General features: G+C 35.2%; 16 protein-coding genes. 8 read left to right on the top strand and 8 right to left on the bottom strand.

Annotation, left to right across the window (positions count from 1 at the left end):
• Positions 1-2: 2 nt before the first annotated feature.
• On the bottom strand, positions 3-1283 hold the full coding sequence (locus ACRD62_RS20405) for a M64 family metallopeptidase (protein WP_430821956.1): 1281 nt from the start codon (positions 1281-1283) through the stop codon (positions 3-5).
• A 69-nt stretch (positions 1284-1352) separates the two neighbouring features.
• Between ACRD62_RS20405 and ACRD62_RS20400 the strand changes: the two genes are divergently transcribed.
• Both ACRD62_RS20400 and ACRD62_RS20395 read left to right on the top strand, forming a co-directional pair.
• Complete coding sequence (locus tag ACRD62_RS20400) at positions 1353-2636, top strand: mechanosensitive ion channel family protein (RefSeq protein WP_430821955.1); 1284 nt, start codon at positions 1353-1355, stop codon at positions 2634-2636.
• Positions 2637-2887: 251 nt separating this feature from the next.
• Positions 2888-3352: an Lrp/AsnC ligand binding domain-containing protein gene (locus ACRD62_RS20395; RefSeq protein ID WP_321408923.1), complete on the top strand. Its 465-nt coding sequence runs from the start codon at positions 2888-2890 to the stop codon at positions 3350-3352.
• Positions 3353-3399: 47 nt separating this feature from the next.
• Here the strand turns inward: ACRD62_RS20395 and ACRD62_RS20390 are convergent, their stop codons facing one another.
• From ACRD62_RS20390 to agaR, 6 genes are all read right to left on the bottom strand, one after another.
• A complete protein-coding gene (locus tag ACRD62_RS20390) occupies positions 3400-3954 on the bottom strand; it encodes a hypothetical protein (RefSeq protein ID WP_430821954.1) in 555 nt (184 codons plus the stop codon).
• The gene (locus ACRD62_RS20385; protein ID WP_430821953.1) at positions 3947-4861 is read right to left on the bottom strand and encodes a bifunctional metallophosphatase/5'-nucleotidase; all 915 of its coding nucleotides are present in this window, start codon (positions 4859-4861) and stop codon (positions 3947-3949) included. Before ACRD62_RS20385 ends, ACRD62_RS20390 begins: the two co-directional genes overlap by 8 nt.
• On the bottom strand, positions 4858-5628 hold the full coding sequence (locus ACRD62_RS20380) for a 5'-nucleotidase C-terminal domain-containing protein (RefSeq protein ID WP_430821952.1): 771 nt from the start codon (positions 5626-5628) through the stop codon (positions 4858-4860). The genes ACRD62_RS20385 and ACRD62_RS20380 overlap by 4 nt, the downstream gene beginning before the upstream one ends.
• Positions 5629-5783: 155 nt before the next feature.
• The gene (locus ACRD62_RS20375; protein ID WP_430821951.1) at positions 5784-6497 is read right to left on the bottom strand and encodes a hypothetical protein; all 714 of its coding nucleotides are present in this window, start codon (positions 6495-6497) and stop codon (positions 5784-5786) included.
• A 100-nt stretch (positions 6498-6597) separates the two neighbouring features.
• Complete coding sequence (gene yaaA / locus ACRD62_RS20370; protein ID WP_430821950.1) at positions 6598-7371, bottom strand: peroxide stress protein YaaA; 774 nt, start codon at positions 7369-7371, stop codon at positions 6598-6600.
• Positions 7372-7430: 59 nt separating this feature from the next.
• On the bottom strand, positions 7431-8249 hold the full coding sequence (gene agaR, locus ACRD62_RS20365) for a transcriptional repressor AgaR (protein WP_430821949.1): 819 nt from the start codon (positions 8247-8249) through the stop codon (positions 7431-7433).
• A gap of 116 nt (positions 8250-8365) precedes the next feature.
• On the opposite strand from agaR, the gene ACRD62_RS20360 reads away from it, so the two are divergent.
• The 5 genes from ACRD62_RS20360 (at position 8366) to ACRD62_RS20340 (ending at position 13077) form a co-directional block, all read left to right on the top strand.
• Positions 8366-9301 carry a tRNA-dihydrouridine synthase family protein gene (locus tag ACRD62_RS20360; protein WP_430821948.1) on the top strand — a complete coding sequence of 312 codons (936 nt, stop codon included), beginning with the start codon at positions 8366-8368 and terminating at the stop codon, positions 9299-9301.
• Between the two features lie 73 nt (positions 9302-9374).
• A complete protein-coding gene (locus tag ACRD62_RS20355) occupies positions 9375-9986 on the top strand; it encodes an SIS domain-containing protein (RefSeq protein ID WP_430821947.1) in 612 nt (203 codons plus the stop codon).
• A gap of 7 nt (positions 9987-9993) precedes the next feature.
• The gene (locus ACRD62_RS20350; protein ID WP_430821946.1) at positions 9994-11514 is read left to right on the top strand and encodes a phosphohexomutase domain-containing protein; all 1521 of its coding nucleotides are present in this window, start codon (positions 9994-9996) and stop codon (positions 11512-11514) included.
• A gap of 2 nt (positions 11515-11516) precedes the next feature.
• Positions 11517-12059, top strand: coding sequence for a hydrolase (locus tag ACRD62_RS20345; RefSeq protein WP_430821945.1), 543 nt, complete (start codon positions 11517-11519; stop codon positions 12057-12059).
• 67 nt (positions 12060-12126) lie between these two features.
• Positions 12127-13077 (top strand): carbohydrate kinase family protein, encoded by a 951-nt coding sequence (locus ACRD62_RS20340; protein ID WP_430821944.1) that lies wholly within the window; start codon positions 12127-12129, stop codon positions 13075-13077.
• Here ACRD62_RS20340 and ACRD62_RS20335 read toward each other — a convergent pair.
• Positions 13074-14069, bottom strand: a complete 996-nt coding sequence (locus tag ACRD62_RS20335) for a substrate-binding domain-containing protein (RefSeq protein WP_430821943.1) — start codon at positions 14067-14069, stop codon at positions 13074-13076. The two genes, ACRD62_RS20340 and ACRD62_RS20335, sit on opposite strands and share 4 nt — an antisense overlap.
• A 130-nt stretch (positions 14070-14199) precedes the next feature.
• On the opposite strand from ACRD62_RS20335, the gene ACRD62_RS20330 reads away from it, so the two are divergent.
• The gene (locus ACRD62_RS20330; RefSeq protein ID WP_430821942.1) at positions 14200-16131 is read left to right on the top strand and encodes a methyl-accepting chemotaxis protein; all 1932 of its coding nucleotides are present in this window, start codon (positions 14200-14202) and stop codon (positions 16129-16131) included.
• Positions 16132-16243: the final 112 nt, after the last annotated feature.

Raw genomic sequence — 16243 nt, 5'->3', positions numbered from 1 at the left:
ATTTATTGAGTTAGAAATTTTATCATTTTATCGCCTGCATTTTTGCAGACTTCACAAAAACCTTTGGCTTCATTTGATTTCATCCTACAGTTGATGGCGGGGCGATAAACACCTTTTGAAACATAACCGCCTCCTTCAAAAACACCGGTTGTATTTTCAAATTCTGAATCGGCTGGCGTCGGCACAGGAGTATGTGATGAAAGCATCGATTGCCATTTCGAATTAAAATCAATTAAAGTAGTAATGTTGGGTTGCCAGGGTTCTACTTTCAGGTTGAAGAAATCCTGATACGCTACATCTGATGTGTAATATTCATCAGCCAGACCAAACAGGCCATGTCCTATTTCATGAATCATCACCTCGTGGGCCAGATAATTATCTGATGTTCCTAAAGAGAAATGATTATAAATACCGCCTCCTCCATATCGCTTCGAATTAACCAGAACTACAATGTGGTCATAAGGTGCTTCTGCTGCAATATCACGAATTGCTTTTACATTAGTCGACTCCAGGTATCTGTCAACATAGAAGGTGTTGAAAGCAGCTTGAACAGCCGTTTCTTTCCAAACGCCTTTTTCGGGTTCGCTGGGACCACTTTCCTGAGAAGGCGAACAAACTGCCCAAAAATTAAACTTTTCTTTATTCTCAAGATATGGAGACTGTTTCAATAGATAATCAGCATGTTTTTTTACATCCTTTTTGAATTTGTCCATTTCATCTGCCTGATATCCTTCAGCGATAAATAAAAGATCAACCATTTGATGGGATGGACCGTTGTTGATGATCTGAGCGACCTCGTATTTTCCGGTTTGTGTTTGTCTGATATTCACATCAGATGGATCAATCTTTTGGGTCAACATTGTTGAAAAGCTGCCATCCCGGTGACGTTCATTCAAAATAAATGTGAATTCATTTTTGGGATAAGGAAAAGTCACAGTTTGGTAAAAAGCTTTGTTAATGTGTTTAGCCTCTTCGGTACTGCGCCATTCTTCAAACAGAGTACAGAAACCTTTTGAATACAAGGTGTCGCTTGTGTTTTCATCGATAATGAAAAAGCGATATTCTCCATAATTGAACTGATCTTTCAGATTGTTCTTAGAACCGCCCCAGTAGGGTTCTTTCTTTAATTCGGTTATATATACCGTTTGATTTTGTTTATTGCCGGCAAGTATTAAATCAATTCGCATTGATTTATCTTCAAAATGTTTATCAAAAAAGGATTGAGCTGTTAAACAGCTTGTCATTCCAAAAAAGATAATGATATTTACTAATAGTTTTTGCATTGATCTATTTTTATCAGAAATTTTAAAAATACAGTTTTAAACCATAAATCAAGAATAAAAGAGTAAATAATGGAAGCGACAGAAACGCAAGGAACCATCGAATTTGATAATATAATTAATAGTTGGATTGATAAGTATTTTACCAGTTTGGGATTATCGGATACGTCCGGTTTACTTCTGAAAGTTATTGTATTGGCAGTTATTGTATTGTTGATCAGTTATCTGGTTAATAAGCTTACCAAATATTACATTATTAAGGCCATTGAAAGAATTATTAGAAAGACCAAATCGAAGAATGATGATTTTTTTGTGGATCGACAGGTTTTTCAACGATTATCTCATTTGGCTCCTGCATTTGTATTGTATGTTTTTAATGGTATTGTTTTCAACGATTTTCCGCAGATAGGTGAATTGGTTCATAAAGGAATTATGATTTACCTGGTTGTGGTTTTTGTGTGGAGTCTGACAGCATTTTTCAGTGCTATCATGGATATTTACGAATCGCATGATTATGCCCAGGAAAGACCAATTAAAGGATACATTCAGGTTGCCCAGATCATTGGATACTTTATTGGAGTATTGGTTGTGGTGTCAATTGTGTTCAATGTTAAGCTGGGAGCTTTATTTACCGGTTTAGGTGCCATTGCAGCTGTGTTATTATTGATATTTAAAGATACAATCCTGGGATTAGTAGCCAGTGTTCAACTTTCTGCTTATAAGATGGTCAGGGTAGGAGACTGGGTTAGTATGCCATCTCATAATGCTGATGGAACCGTTTTGGATATCTCTCTTAATACTGTGAAAATCCAAAACTGGGATAAAACAATAACAACAATTCCTACTTATGAAATGGTTTCGCATCCATTTATGAACTGGAAAGGAATGGAAGATTCCGGTGGCCGACGGATTAAACGTGCTGTAAATATTGATATGAGCAGTGTCAAGTTTTGTTCTAAAGAAATGCTGGATCGATTTAAAAAAATTCACTTTCTAAAGGAATATATTGAATTAAAACAGGAAGAGATTGAAAATTATAACAAGGAGAATAAGATTGACGAGAGTGTTTTAGTAAATGGCCGAAGACTAACCAATATTGGATTATTCCGGAAATACCTTGAATCGTATTTGCATAATCATCCTAAGATACACAATGAAATGACTTTTTTGGTTCGTCATCTGCAACCGACTGAAAAGGGTTTACCAATTGAATTTTATGTATTTAGTAACGATCAGGCATGGGCCAATTACGAATCGATACAAGCTGATATTATGGATCATATCTTGGCTGTTTTACCTGAATTTGAATTAAAAGTTTATCAATTCCCCAGTTCGGGAACGTTACCAATGAGTTAATGTTGATTTAAATAAGTGCTTATAAATTATCATTAGAGAATGCTCTTTTTTTGCAATTGAATTATTAATATTTTGAAAAAGAGAGGTTTGAATTAGGGGTGAGTGGTTATTATTTGTTACTGATGTTATGAAAGTAATTAAGATTTGAAACCAATTTCATTGGATATTAAATTTATATAGATTATTTTCGTACCAAATTATCAATGAAAGTGTAATTTTATTTACAAATTCTAACAATTGTCATATTTAGTATGGAGAGCAATTCACAAATCGATAGCTTAGATAAGAAGATTTTATCACTGATTACCAAAAATGCACGTATTCCTTTTTTGGAAGTAGCCAGGGAATGTAAGGTGTCAGGCGCCGCTATTCATCAGCGTATTCAACGTTTAATGAATATGGGTGTAATTAAAGGTTCTGAGTTTATCATCAACCCAACAAAAATTGGATATCATACTTGTGCTTTTATGGGTATCTTTCTTAAAAAAGCAAGTTTGTTTGATAAAGTGGTGAAGATGTTGGAGGATATCCCACAAATTGTTGAGTGTCATTATACTACTGGTCAGTATGCTATCTTTATCAAAATTTATGCAAAAAGTAATGAGCATCTGAAAAGAATATTGCACGATAAATTACAGTCGATTGCAGGTATTTCTGCTACTGAAACTATTATTTCTCTTGATGAGAGTTTTAAACGTCAATTGCCGATTGAATAAACTATAGTTTAAAATATATGAAAAACCCCGCTTCTGGCGGGGTTTTTTTATAACATCCATTGGGCGTTTATAATATTGAAAAGGCCTTCATTGAACTTTAAAAATGCTTTAGAAACATTAGAGTATATTTGCGATTCACGCACGCTGTCAAGGGTAATATCTTCTTCAAGTAAAGGCCTCTCAAATCTTGCTTTGGGTACATTTAAATCAAGATGTGGTAGTGTATGATTCGTAGCTTTTACATCAAATTCATCCTTTTCAATTACTTTCTTTTCAATCAATAAAGGATGTGCTTCGAAGAAGTTAAATGTATTATTGCCCAGGTATAAATGTAAGTCAAAGCGTTGCATTAAAGGTATCTCGTAATAAAAGGCAAATCTTTCATTAGGATCGTTTAAGTGAATTCTTACACAGTTTGTGGCTTTATTGATAGGGGAATATACGATCTCCCATATCAATCGGGCTTCATCAATAAAAAATACCTGAAGTTTATTTAGTAATCGTAAACGTGGTAACGCAATTGTTGAAAAATGAGGGTCCTCTTTGTGTTGTTCACAAAGTTGATCAATGGCACTATCAGATAAGATTAATTTTTCAGACATGATATAATTTATTAATTACAGTAGGTTGAGTAGAGCCTTTAGAAAAAGAAACATCGAGGCGACCAAGAAAAATGCCTGATTTACCCATTTGATTTATGACAACTTCTTTACCCAGCTTGTTTTTTACAAAGGTAGGTTCTTTCATGAAAGTATGAGTATGGCCACCTAAAATCATATCAATCTCTGAAGTGTTTTCTGCCAATTTTATATCCGATATTTTGTCATCCTTGTATTCGAAACCTAAATGTGATAATGCAATAATGTAATCGCAGTTCTCTTTTTCTCTCAGTAATTGAGCAGTTTTATTAGCCACTTCAACTGGATCTATGTACTTTGTATTTCCAAATCGATCACTGGTAACTAAACCATCCAACTCAATACCTAAGCCTACTATACCAATTTTTAATGATCCTTTGTTAATTACCAGGTATGGCAAGGTCATTCCTTCAAGAGGTGTATTGTCAAAGGTATAATTGCTGCACACAAAAGGAAAGGAGGCCTTTTTTAATTGAATTGCCAGTTCTTCTATTCCGTTATCAAACTCATGGTTTCCGATGGTTGCTGCATCGTAGCCCATTTTGCTCATAAGTTTTAATTCCAGCTCACCTTTGAAAAAGTTAAAGTAAGGTGTGCCCTGAAATATGTCGCCACAATCAAGTAATAAAACATGCTCGCTTTCCTGCCTTATCTTACTTATTAAAGCTGCCCGCTTGGCGTAGCCGCCACCATTAGGATATTCATGATGATTAGCCGGTAATGGTTCAATTTGACTATGAACATCATTGGTATGTAAAATGGTTAAACGAACTTCTTTGTCTGAACATGAATAAAGTTGCGGAACAGCAGCCATGGCTATAGTACCGGCACCAATCTGTTTAATAAATTTACGTCTGTCGTGTTTCATCATTTGATTCGGTTATCCAGTTTAGCGTCAATTTTTTGATTGTTGGCTTCGAGTTTCTTAATATGATCAATAATCATATCACGTAACTTAACCTTGGTTTCTGTTACAGTTCCCTTCTTGAAAACATCATAATGGTCGCCTCCTTTAGAAAGGTAATCAGAAGTTGCTACAACATAATTTTCTCTGCTAAGGGGTTGACCATTAATTTTTATGTTTGAAGCTTTGCCATTTTTAATAGTAAATGTAGCACCGGCTATTCCATCACCGCCTTCACTTGCTATGTAATCCAAAAACTCAATTGTTTGTTCGCGGTTTAAGGTAACCAACACAATTTCGTTCTCGAAAGGCATTAATTGAAAGATGTTATTAACGGTTACCGGACCTTCTTCAATGATGGTTCTGAGACCTTTGTGATTCATTAAGGCCATATCCGGCTGAGGAAGTTTCTTATCATTATTCTGGCAGACAGCTCTGGATTCTTCCAATATCAGATCTGATACAAAATTAGTTAACAATCCTTCGGGTAAATTCTTGTCCAAAGTTCTTGCAGCATAACCAATTATCTGATTCATTTGAATGTCTATGCTGTCCTTAATAGGGGCTATAAAATCAACCACTGATTGATCCTCTTTGAAAGAATCATCCAAATAGATGGTTTGTGATTCCACTTTTTGTGATTGGTAGCTACTGTTTTGACAGCTAAAGGATGATACCAAAAGCAGAGCAAAAGCAGCATGAATAAGATTCAGATGTTTACTAGGTTTAAACATTTTTGATTTGATATATGAATATTACATGTAAATAAAGGTAAAAGAATAGGATTTGGTTTACCTTTTAATGTTAAATTTTAGAAAAATTCGACCAAATAGTCTAAAAAAAATACCCGAATCAAAAGAAACGGGTATCTATATCTGATATTCAATAATTATTTAATTCTGTCGAGATAAATCTTACGTATTTCTAATAGGTAATTTCGATCAATATTAGGGTTGTAAATCCTTATTATATCTCTGATACCAAAATCGGCATGTATGTGTCCAATCGCAGCATCAAACACACTATGATCCCAGTTATGCTTGGCTTTTCGGGTAATATCTTCAAATAACTTCCAGGTTAATTTGTAAGGTATTGTAAAGTAGCCATGATCTTTCTCGTCTAAATCGAAATAAACTCCATCTTCTATTTCTTCAAGCATAAAAAACTTTTTCAACCGGATGATTGCTTTCCCTTCAATGTTTTTAGGTTTCTTCTTGAATTCTATTCCTTGATCAAGGTAGCCTTGTTGTAAATCTGCTATCTGATCAAAACTATCCAAGTGTCTAACTCTAATTACATGAAACATTTTATTATAAATATTTACAGTACCAGCAGCTGCATTAAAATCGGTGCCAAAATAATGCTTAATATTTTGGGTGGCACGTGTAATTTCTTCCAGTGTATAGAGCTGTTTTAAAACCAGGTATAAATATAAAGGTTTAGAATCAGAAGGGATATCACTGTAGTAGCCAAAATATCCAGGGAAGGGTTCCGGAGCTTCCAATACAAAGGTGTTTGGAAGAATCTTGTCATTCATGGTTACTAAAGATTCCTCTTTTAGTAAGTTACCATATCGCTGGAGAATTAATTTGTTTTGACTCATAGATGTGTGTTTTAATAATTTGTCTCCTAATTCATATTTGTATTGACTAAAAGTTAATACAAAAAAATTAACGGATCAACTCTAAATCCAAATAAATGGATTATGGGTGGTCACGTACAAACGTTGGCATATCTGGTTTAGATAAATCCTGATGATAATAATATCCATCCAGATCAAATGCTCTCAGATCATCCGGATTTTCAATTCGGTTCTGAATGATGAAACGAGTCATTAATCCTCTGGCTTTCTTTGCAAAAAAACTAATTACCTTATATTCACCATTTTTCTGATCCTTAAAAACGGGTGTAACAATTTGTTTTTTTAGTTTCTTTCGGTCAATTGACTTAAAATATTCATTGGATGCCAGATTAATCAAGACTTCTTCTTTATTTTCGTTCATATCTTTCAGAAGAAGCTTGGTGATTTTATCGCCCCAGAAGTCGTAAAGATTCTTTTTTGAACTGATTTCAAGCTTTGTGCCCATCTCAAGGCGGTAAGGCATAATGTTATCCAAAGGACGAAGCAAACCATATAATCCGGATAAAATACGAAGGTGTGAATTGGCATAATCCACCTCATTTGTATTTAATGAGTAAGCATCTATTCCGGTGTAAACATCTCCTTTAAAGGCAAATAAGGCCGCTCTTGTTTCTGCTTCATTAAATGGGTGTTGCCAAAGCTGAAAACGATGATGATTAAGCGTTGCCAGAGGCGAACTTATACTCATCAATTCTGATAATGCAGCTGGTTTTAATTTCTTCAGCTGTTTTACCAATGCAGTGGCTTCCTTTGGGAAACGTATATCTGTATTTGAGGTTGCCGGAACCTTTGTTTCAAAATCAAGTGTTTTGGCAGGTGAAATTATAATGATCATATATGCTAAGGTTTATACAGTTTTAACATTATAACCATTGGGTATGTTCAAAATCTTTCCTAATCGGCTATTATTACTTCAATACCAGCGTTAATTAGTTTTTCGTAATCGTCTTCAGCTAATCCTCTGTCAGTAACAATTACGTCTATGTCGGTGAGTTGACCAATAATTGCCAGGCTTCGTTTTTTAAACTTGCTGGAATCAGCAACCAGGATAACTTTTTTGGCCATTTTAAGCATAGTGCGATTCAAGGCAGCTTCTTCGATATGTGGTGTGCTGATACCCAGTTGAGCATCAATTCCATCTGCACCAATAAATAGTTTATCACTAAAGAAATTTTTCAGATTATTCTGACCTATAGAGCCGACCAGTGAAAGAGATTTTTTACGCATCACACCTCCCGGCATAATAATATTGATGTGTTCCATTTCAGCTAAAGGAGCTGCAATGTTTAATGCGTTGGTTATAACAGTAAGATTTTTGAATCTAAGAAGATGATTCGCTACTTCTTTAGTCGTTGTTCCGGAATCCAAAACAATTGTGTCGCCGTCCTCAATTAATCTGGCAGCCCTTTTACCAATGGCTTCTTTTTCTTTTGAATGTTGTATTTTTTTGTCTGAGAGTTTTATTTCAAGATTAACCTTGTCCGTTTTAATGGCTCCACCTCTGGCACGTATCAACAAATTCTTGTGCTCGAGCTGAGTAAGGTCGTTTCGTATAGTTACCTCGCTTACATTAAATTGTTCACTAAGTTCATGTACGTTAACCTGTCCTCTGTCATCTAATATCTTAAGTATAAGTCCGCGTCGGCCGACTGTTGTATTTGGATCGAAGTCATTCATTTCGTTTCGTTTTCTTTCGATAAAACTTATTTCCACAAAATAACTAAATTTTCTTATAATGATATCAGTGCCAACTAAGATTAATCAAGGTAATAAGAAGGCTTTTTAAAATTTCAATATTTTTACAATCTATTAAAAAACAATTTTGTGTTTTGAATTCAATAAAACCTATATATCTGGCTCCATTACAAGGGTATACGAATGTGTTTTACAGAAGAGCTTTAAATGAAGTTTATTCGGTTGTAGATAAGTATTTTACGCCTTTTTTTGAGGAAGAGAAAGATAGCTTTTCTGATCCACAACTATTACCTGAACTGGATCAGGTGATAAATGCAGGTTGTGTTTTGGTTCCTCAGGTTGCAAGCAATAATTCGAAATTTTTAATTGATTTTACGCAAAAGGTAAGTAAACTTGGTTTTGATGAAGTAAACATAAATATGGGTTGTCCGTTTCCAATGCTTGTAAAAAGGCAAAAGGGAGGAGGTATGTTGTCAGAGCCTTATTTGGTTGAGCAACTATTAAGTGATTTTTTCAGTAAGGACCTTCATGTGAGGTTATCCATTAAAATGCGTGCTGGACTGAATCATTCCGATCAGGGCTTAGAAATTCTGCAAGTCTTAAATAAGTTTCCAATACACGAAATCATCATTCATCCTCGTTTAGTAACGCAAAAATATAATGGCCAACCCAATTGGATTGATTTTGAGAGAATGTTTGATAATACTCATATTCCGTTAGTTGCAAATGGTGATCTTATAACAAATGATGATATTCAAGATATTTATAATCGATTTCCGGATATAAAAGCAGTGATGTTGGGGCGTGGTATGTTAAGAGATCCTTCAATCATTAATTTATTAGATGAAAAGCAAAAAGGTGAGCGATTTAGGTTGTTTCATCAGGTTTATTTTGATTTGGTTATGAAGAATGCATTAAACTGGAATCAGGCTTTTAACTATTTTAATGATTTTTGGTTTTATCCTTTATCATCTTCAACAGAAGGCAAACGCCATTTCAGGAAACTGAAGAAGTATAATAACATTGAAAGTTATAAGGATTGGATTAATCCGGCTTTTGATTTAATATAAATAAATTAGGATGCCATTTGACATGGTCTTTTGCAAACTAAAATAATACCTTTGTTTTGAAAAAATTCAATATATGATTCTAGAGGAAGTTAAGGCGCTTTTACAACATGAAGCGCAAGCGATACAGAATATTCCGGCAACCGATGATTTTGAAAAAGCCGTTAATCTTATTTATAGCCAGGTTCATGAGCAAAAAGGTAAGCTTATAACAACTGGTATGGGTAAAGCCGGTCAGATTGCAATTAATATGGCCACCACCTTTAGTTCAACCGGAACACCAGCAGTATTTTTGCATCCAAGCGAAGCTCAACATGGCGATTTAGGAGTTGTGCAGGAAAACGATGTTATGCTGATGATATCCAATTCCGGAAAAACACGTGAGATAATTGAACTAATTGATTTAGCCCGTGGTCTTCGTCCTAATATTAAAATTATTGTAATAACCAGTAATACAGAGTCTGTTTTGGCGCAGGAATCTGATGTTTGCATCAGTACCGGAAATCCAACAGAAGTTTGTGCGCTAGGTTTGACCCCAACCACATCTACTACCACTATGACGGTGATTGGTGATATTTTGGTTGTTTTGCTGATGAAAAAAATCAATTTTACCAATGCTGATTATGCAAAGCGTCATCATGGAGGATATCTGGGTGATAAATCGAGAAAGGCAGCCGGTATAAAATAATAGGTCTATGGAATTTAACTGGAAGAGTTTACAGAATGGTTCCGATATCAGAGGAGTTGCACTGGAAGGTGTGCCAGGAGAGAATGTAAACCTGGATGAAAAGGTTGTTTATCAGTTAGCAAAGGCTTTTTTTACCTGGCTTAAAAAGCAAAATGATGGTAAAAGGTTAAAGGTTGCTGTGGGAATGGATTCTCGTCTTTCGGGTCCAGCACTGAAAGCATCATTTATTAAGGGACTTTCGGATCAGGGAGCTGATGTTATGGATTGTGATCTGGCATCAACACCTGCAATGTTTATGACAACCGTTACAGAACCATATCTGGCCGATGGAGGTGTGATGTTAACCGCAAGTCATCTTCCTTTTAATCGCAATGGATTGAAGTTTTTTACTTCTAGAGGAGGCCTCGAAAAAGCTGATATTTCCGAGATTCTGGATATTGCCGCTTCTGAAACATATCTTTCAGATAATTCTGTTGGAATTATAGAGGACATTAATTTTATTGATGTTTATTCTAAAATACTTGCAGAAAAAATAAAAAAAGAGGTAAACGATAATCAAAATTACAACCAACCTCTTTCAGGCTTTAAAATTGTACTGGATGCGGGTAATGGGGCCGGTGGATTTTATGCTCATAAAGTGTTGAAAGAGTTGGGTGCCGATATTAATGGCAGCCAGTTTCTGGAACCTGATGGTAATTTTCCAAATCATATTCCTAATCCCGAAGATGAGCAGGCCATGCAATCAATTTGTAAAGCTGTAAAAGAGACTGGAGCTGATCTGGGAATTATTTTTGATACAGATGTTGACAGAGCTGCCATTGTGGATAATAATGCAAATCCCGTAAACAGGAATGAACTTGTTGCCCTTTCAGCCGCGATTATTAATGAAGAACATCCGGGTTCAGTAGTCGTTACTGATTCCATCACGTCAGATGGTTTGTCGTGGTTTATTAATGATTATTTAAAAGCCAAGCATCACAGATTTAAAAGAGGGTATAAAAATGTTATCAATGAGTCTGTTCGTTTAAATGAAACAGGTAAAGAATCCTGGCTGGCCATTGAAACATCGGGACATGCAGCTTTAAAAGAGAATTATTTTTTGGATGATGGAGCCTATCTTGTTACCAAAATTCTGATTAAAATGGCACGTTTGAAGAAGGATGGGAAACAGCTGTCTACCTTGATTGAAGCGTTGCCAAAGCCGGCTGAGAGTAAAGAGTTCAGGATAAAAATTGAAACCGAAGATTTTAAAGAATATGGTGAAAAAGTAATCCGTGATCTGGGTAAATTTGCGGATGCTAAGGATGACTGGAAGATCTTACCTGATAATTACGAAGGAATAAGAGTATCATGTACTGATGAGATTCAGAAAGGATGGTTTTTACTTCGGCTATCACTTCACGATCCAGTTATACCTCTTAATATTGAGTCAGATGTTGTGGGAGGAGTTGATGCCATTGCTGAGCAACTCATAGGTTTTTTTGATGAATATAAATACCTTAACTTTAGTGTGTTAAAAAATAGATAATTATGCGTGTGTTGAAAGATAATGCTGTTGCTATGATTGTTGATATCCAGGAAAGATTATTTCCTCACATATATGAGCATGAGCAATTAGCAAAAAATGTGGAGATATTAATTCAAGGATTGCAAGCTTTGGAAGTACCTGTTGTAGTAAGTGAGCAATACAAGAAAGGTTTGGGAGAAACAATTGAACCCATTGAAAAACTAATTGCTACAGATCCGCATATCGAAAAAATGGCGTTTAGCTGTTGTGATGAACCAAAATTGATGGAAAAAACTGAATTGACAGGAAAGCGGTTTGTTATTTTAGCGGGTATGGAAACACATATTTGTGTTTTACAAACTGCCATAGATTTGCTGGAGAGAGGTTATCATCCGGTTGTTGTTGAAGATTGTGTTAGCTCGCGTACATTAGCGAATAAACAGAATGCAATTGAACGCATGAGACAGGAAGGAGTTATTATAACTTCATACGAATCGTTGTTATTCGAACTATGTCGTTATGCAGGTTCAGATGTCTTTAAAACCATCAGTAAGTTGGTGAAATAAAATTAATTGAATTATATTAGAGCCATTCCATTATAGGAGTGGCTTTTTTAATTAAAGAGTATCGGGAATGAGGAGAGTTTTTGGATTAGGGGAAACAGTAATGGATATGATTTTTAAAGATAATCAACCTGTTGCTGCAAAAGCCGGAGGAAGTGCATTAAACACTATGGTTTCTTTGGCTCGTATGAATGTATCCTCTTATTTTATTAGTGAAGTTGGAACAGATCGTTTGGGGCAGATGATTATGGAATTTCTCAAAGAAAATCAGCTTAATACTGATTATATCTGTCGTTTCGATGAAGGTAAATCGGCTTTGGCACTGGCATTTCTTAATGAGAATAATGATGCCGAATATGAATTCTTCAAAGACTATCCAAAGCAAAGACTGGTAGGTGAAATACCTGATTTTACTCCTGGTGATATTTTAGTTTTTGGTTCTTTTTTTGGATTAAATCCGGTTATTCGTCCTCGTTTACTTGAATATCTTCATAAAGCAAAATCAGCTGGTGCTATCATCATTTATGATCCTAATTTCAGGAGTCATCATCTGGAAAACAGAGAATTACTATTGCCAATTATTCAGGAGAATTTACAATTGGCTGATTTAGTCAGGGGAAGTGATGAAGATTTTGTGAATATATACGGAACTAATGATCCTAAAGAGGTTTATTCACAGGTAGCCCAATACTGTAATAACTTAATTATTACAGCCAATAAAAATGGAGTATATGCTTTTGGTGAAAATCATTACCGACATTATAAAGTTCCGGTTATAGAGCCTGTTAGTACAATAGGTGCCGGTGATAATTTTAATGCAGGTATGATTAAGGCTTTTCTTGATTTTAATATTATTAAATCTAAAGATTTATATCTGTCTAAAGAAGACTGGATGCATGTGGCTGCATACGGAATAGAGTTTTCTGCCGAAGTGTGTATGCGCTTGGATAATTACATTCATAGCGACTTCAGCAAAAAACTACATGAAAAAGTAAAAAGAAGAATAGAAACTATTAATTAGTTATATACTTCTTGTTTTTTGTAAACTCCGGTTTCTATTAACTCTTTATCAATGTTTTCTTTGGTAATTGCTATTGAAGGAATTTTAATGGTAGGTACTTCAATAGAACCATTAAAAGTATAACTTAATTTTTCTTTGTCTATATTTTTTCCATTCAACATGTCTATTGTCAATTCTGCAGCAGTATAAGCATTCAATTTCAACGGGTGATAAGCTGTCATCAATTGTTTACCTGCAATAATATTTTTTACACCGGTAATTTCAGCATCCTGACCAGTAATTAAAACACCATCCATCATATCATTTTCTTCCAGAACTTTGATTACTGCATCAGCCATTCCATCGAAACCGGCAAAAACAATATCTGGTTTTTCATGGCTTAATGAGATGAATTGTTTCATTTCATATTCTGCATTTTTATCGCTCCATTCTTCAATGTATGTTTTATATAAAATCTCAAAGGCACCGGATTCAACGTAAGGTTTAATTTCTTCATCTATTGAATTTTGCAATCCAATCGCATTGCGGTCATATTTGTCACCACCAAGGATGATTACCTTACCATCTTTTCTTTTCTTCAAAACTTCATTTACCATTAACTGGCCTAATTGTTTGGTGTCGCCTGAAATGTATAGATCGGGTTCGCAATTAAAGATGATCCGGTTGTATGCAACTACCTTAACACCTCTGTTTTGTCCTTCACGAACAATGGATGCTGCTGTGTTAGCATTAATTGCGATAAGAACCAGTGCATCAATACCAGAGTCAAACATTTCCACTGCTTTGTCATACTGCACAGCCTCATTACCGTTACCATTGTCTATCATAACTTCTGCACCTAGTTCTGAAGCTCTTTCTTTGAAATAATTTCCTTCAATAACAAATCGTTTTGTTACTTCAGATGAATAAAGAAAGCCAATTTTATAGTTCTCATTTTTAGAGCAACCAGAAAGAAATATTAAGAAAGCTGCCAGAATAATTTGGATTTTCATAACGTGCGTATATTTATGTTCTAAGGTATTTCAGCAGATAAAAGTAATATTTTGTCGATAAAAAATTTCATTAAAGACATAAATTTTCCCATATTTAAACCCAAGGAAGCTATCTATTAAAATAATCTGTATGAGTTGGAAAGATCTTAAAATCCGTGCCAAGATTGGCAGTGGGTTTGCGGTAATAATGGCCGTTGTATTGATACTTGGAGTAGTTATATTGTATAATTTACAAAAAGTTGATAATGGTACTTCATCGTTGACAAGTACATATATTCCTATTGTTCGGGAATCAGTAAAACTCGACAAATACTGGAAAGAAACCCGAGAATATTCACGAAGTTTTGAATTTACAGGTGAAACTTATTTTCGCGATCGTGCTGATGCCAGTTACGCCCGAATGTATTCAGCTTTAGATAATCTGATAGCCGTATTACAAGGAAAAGGAAATGTTATGTTAGAGAAGGGTATCGATATGTCGGTACTTGAAAATAATATTATCCAATATAAGAAAGTCACCAGTCAATTTTTCGAGAAACAAGCCATTTCCAATGCTGCTATGGATCGATTTATTGAAGCAGGTCAGAACTTAAAAGAAGAGGCTGGAGGAGTTGGTACTACTACCTATAAAACAGCTGCTTTAATTAACGATTTCGTTAGTCAGTTGGTGATTGATGATAACAAACAGGACTATCGTTCACTGGAAGAACAGCAGGAGATTCTTACTTCAATAAAGAAAAAAACGAATGGTAGTTATAGTAGCGATTTTGATGATCAGCTTCAAATAGCTTTAAATTCTTTAACTGATTATCTAACAGATTTAAGAGAAGTTAAACTACTTGAATTGAAAAGGTTTGAGCTGGCAAAAAATATTATGTGGGATACTGGTGCTACTTCTGATGTTGGTCTTGATCTGATGATGAAATTGGGTGATGACAATTCAACCATTGTTTCGCTTCAAAAGCAGTTTTTGATTTATGCCCTGGTGGTTGTATTTGTATTATTTCTATTTCTTGTTTATGTTCTTTCAAAGGCTATTTCTAAACCAATTGAAGAAGGAATTGAAAAGGCACAAAGACTGGCGAAGGGCGATTTATCAGTTGAGTTTATTGCCAACAGTAACGATGAGGTAGGTGCGCTTTCAAGAGCTTTAAATACCATGGTTGAAACTCTTAAAACTGTAATCTATGAAGTGACTTCTTCATCTCAGGAAATTATTAAAGCCAGTGAAAAACTAAATAGCGGAGCTGTTGAACTGGCAGAAGGAGCTACACAACAGGCGTCTTCGGCCGAGGAAGTTTCTTCATCAATGGAAGAAATGTATGCCAATATTCAGCAGAATACAGATAATTCAAAGCAAACAGAAGAAATTGCCAGCAAGGCATCCTTAGGTATTCAGGCGAGTAACCAGGCATCAAAAGTTGCTGCCAAAAATATAAATGAGATTACCGAGAAAATTAATGTAATCAGTGATATTGCCTTTCAAACAAATATCCTTGCATTAAACGCTGCTGTTGAAGCTGCCAGAGCAGGTCAGGAAGGACGTGGATTTGCTGTTGTTGCTGCAGAAGTGCGTAAACTGGCAGAAAGAAGTCAGGCTGCGGCTGTAGAAATAACCAAATCATCGGTCGACACCCTTGATTCGTCAAAAGAAGCCACACAAAAATTGGATGTTATTACTCCCGAAATTCAAAAAACAGCTGAGTTAGTGAAGGAAATAACTTTGGCTTCGATGGAGCAGGTGACAGGAGTAGAACAAATAAATAATGCTATTCAACAGCTAAATAATGTTACTCAACGTAACGCTGCCAATGCAGAGCAAATCAGAGAAGCTGCCACAAAATTAGATACCCTATCAGTGCAGTTAAGTAAATCTATATTGGTGTTTAGCGGAGAAAATAATGCAGAAGCAAATCAAAAAGATAAGGAAGTAAGTAAGGTTAAACCATCGATGAAAGTTGGGAAAAAGGTGGCGCCAAAACAACCTAAAAAAGAAGTAGCACACGAAGTGGGTTACAATATTGAATTAGGAAGAGACTACGATGATTACGAAAAATTCTGACAGAAGATATAATCGAATAAAAGAGGGTGTCCAAAAAGTGATTCTGCAAATAAGGAATCTTTCAAATTGTAACTTTACTTTCATTATACCCCACCAAACCTCCCCTAAAAGG

Origin of the sequence: Carboxylicivirga caseinilyticus, from assembly GCF_050589785.1 — a bacterium.
Classification (GTDB): Bacteria; Bacteroidota; Bacteroidia; order Bacteroidales; family Marinilabiliaceae; genus Carboxylicivirga; species Carboxylicivirga caseinilyticus.
This window is presented reverse-complemented; position numbering and strand designations above follow the sequence as displayed.

Bases quoted from the DNA above. Each gene is read 5' to 3' on its own strand.
- ACRD62_RS20405 (WP_430821956.1), bottom strand. From the start codon at position 1,283: ATGCAAAAACTATTAGTAAATATCATTATCTTTTTTGGAATGACAAGC.
- ACRD62_RS20400 (WP_430821955.1), top strand. From the start codon at position 1,353: ATGGAAGCGACAGAAACGCAAGGAACCATCGAATTTGATAATATAATT.
- ACRD62_RS20395 (WP_321408923.1), top strand. From the start codon at position 2,888: ATGGAGAGCAATTCACAAATCGATAGCTTAGATAAGAAGATTTTATCA.
- ACRD62_RS20390 (WP_430821954.1), bottom strand. From the start codon at position 3,954: ATGTCTGAAAAATTAATCTTATCTGATAGTGCCATTGATCAACTTTGT.
- ACRD62_RS20385 (WP_430821953.1), bottom strand. From the start codon at position 4,861: ATGATGAAACACGACAGACGTAAATTTATTAAACAGATTGGTGCCGGT.
- ACRD62_RS20380 (WP_430821952.1), bottom strand. From the start codon at position 5,628: ATGTTTAAACCTAGTAAACATCTGAATCTTATTCATGCTGCTTTTGCT.
- ACRD62_RS20375 (WP_430821951.1), bottom strand. From the start codon at position 6,497: ATGAGTCAAAACAAATTAATTCTCCAGCGATATGGTAACTTACTAAAA.
- yaaA (WP_430821950.1), bottom strand. From the start codon at position 7,371: ATGATCATTATAATTTCACCTGCCAAAACACTTGATTTTGAAACAAAG.
- ACRD62_RS20355 (WP_430821947.1), top strand. From the start codon at position 9,375: ATGATTCTAGAGGAAGTTAAGGCGCTTTTACAACATGAAGCGCAAGCG.
- ACRD62_RS20350 (WP_430821946.1), top strand. From the start codon at position 9,994: ATGGAATTTAACTGGAAGAGTTTACAGAATGGTTCCGATATCAGAGGA.
- ACRD62_RS20345 (WP_430821945.1), top strand. From the start codon at position 11,517: ATGCGTGTGTTGAAAGATAATGCTGTTGCTATGATTGTTGATATCCAG.
- ACRD62_RS20340 (WP_430821944.1), top strand. From the start codon at position 12,127: ATGAGGAGAGTTTTTGGATTAGGGGAAACAGTAATGGATATGATTTTT.
- ACRD62_RS20335 (WP_430821943.1), bottom strand. From the start codon at position 14,069: ATGAAAATCCAAATTATTCTGGCAGCTTTCTTAATATTTCTTTCTGGT.
- ACRD62_RS20330 (WP_430821942.1), top strand. From the start codon at position 14,200: ATGAGTTGGAAAGATCTTAAAATCCGTGCCAAGATTGGCAGTGGGTTT.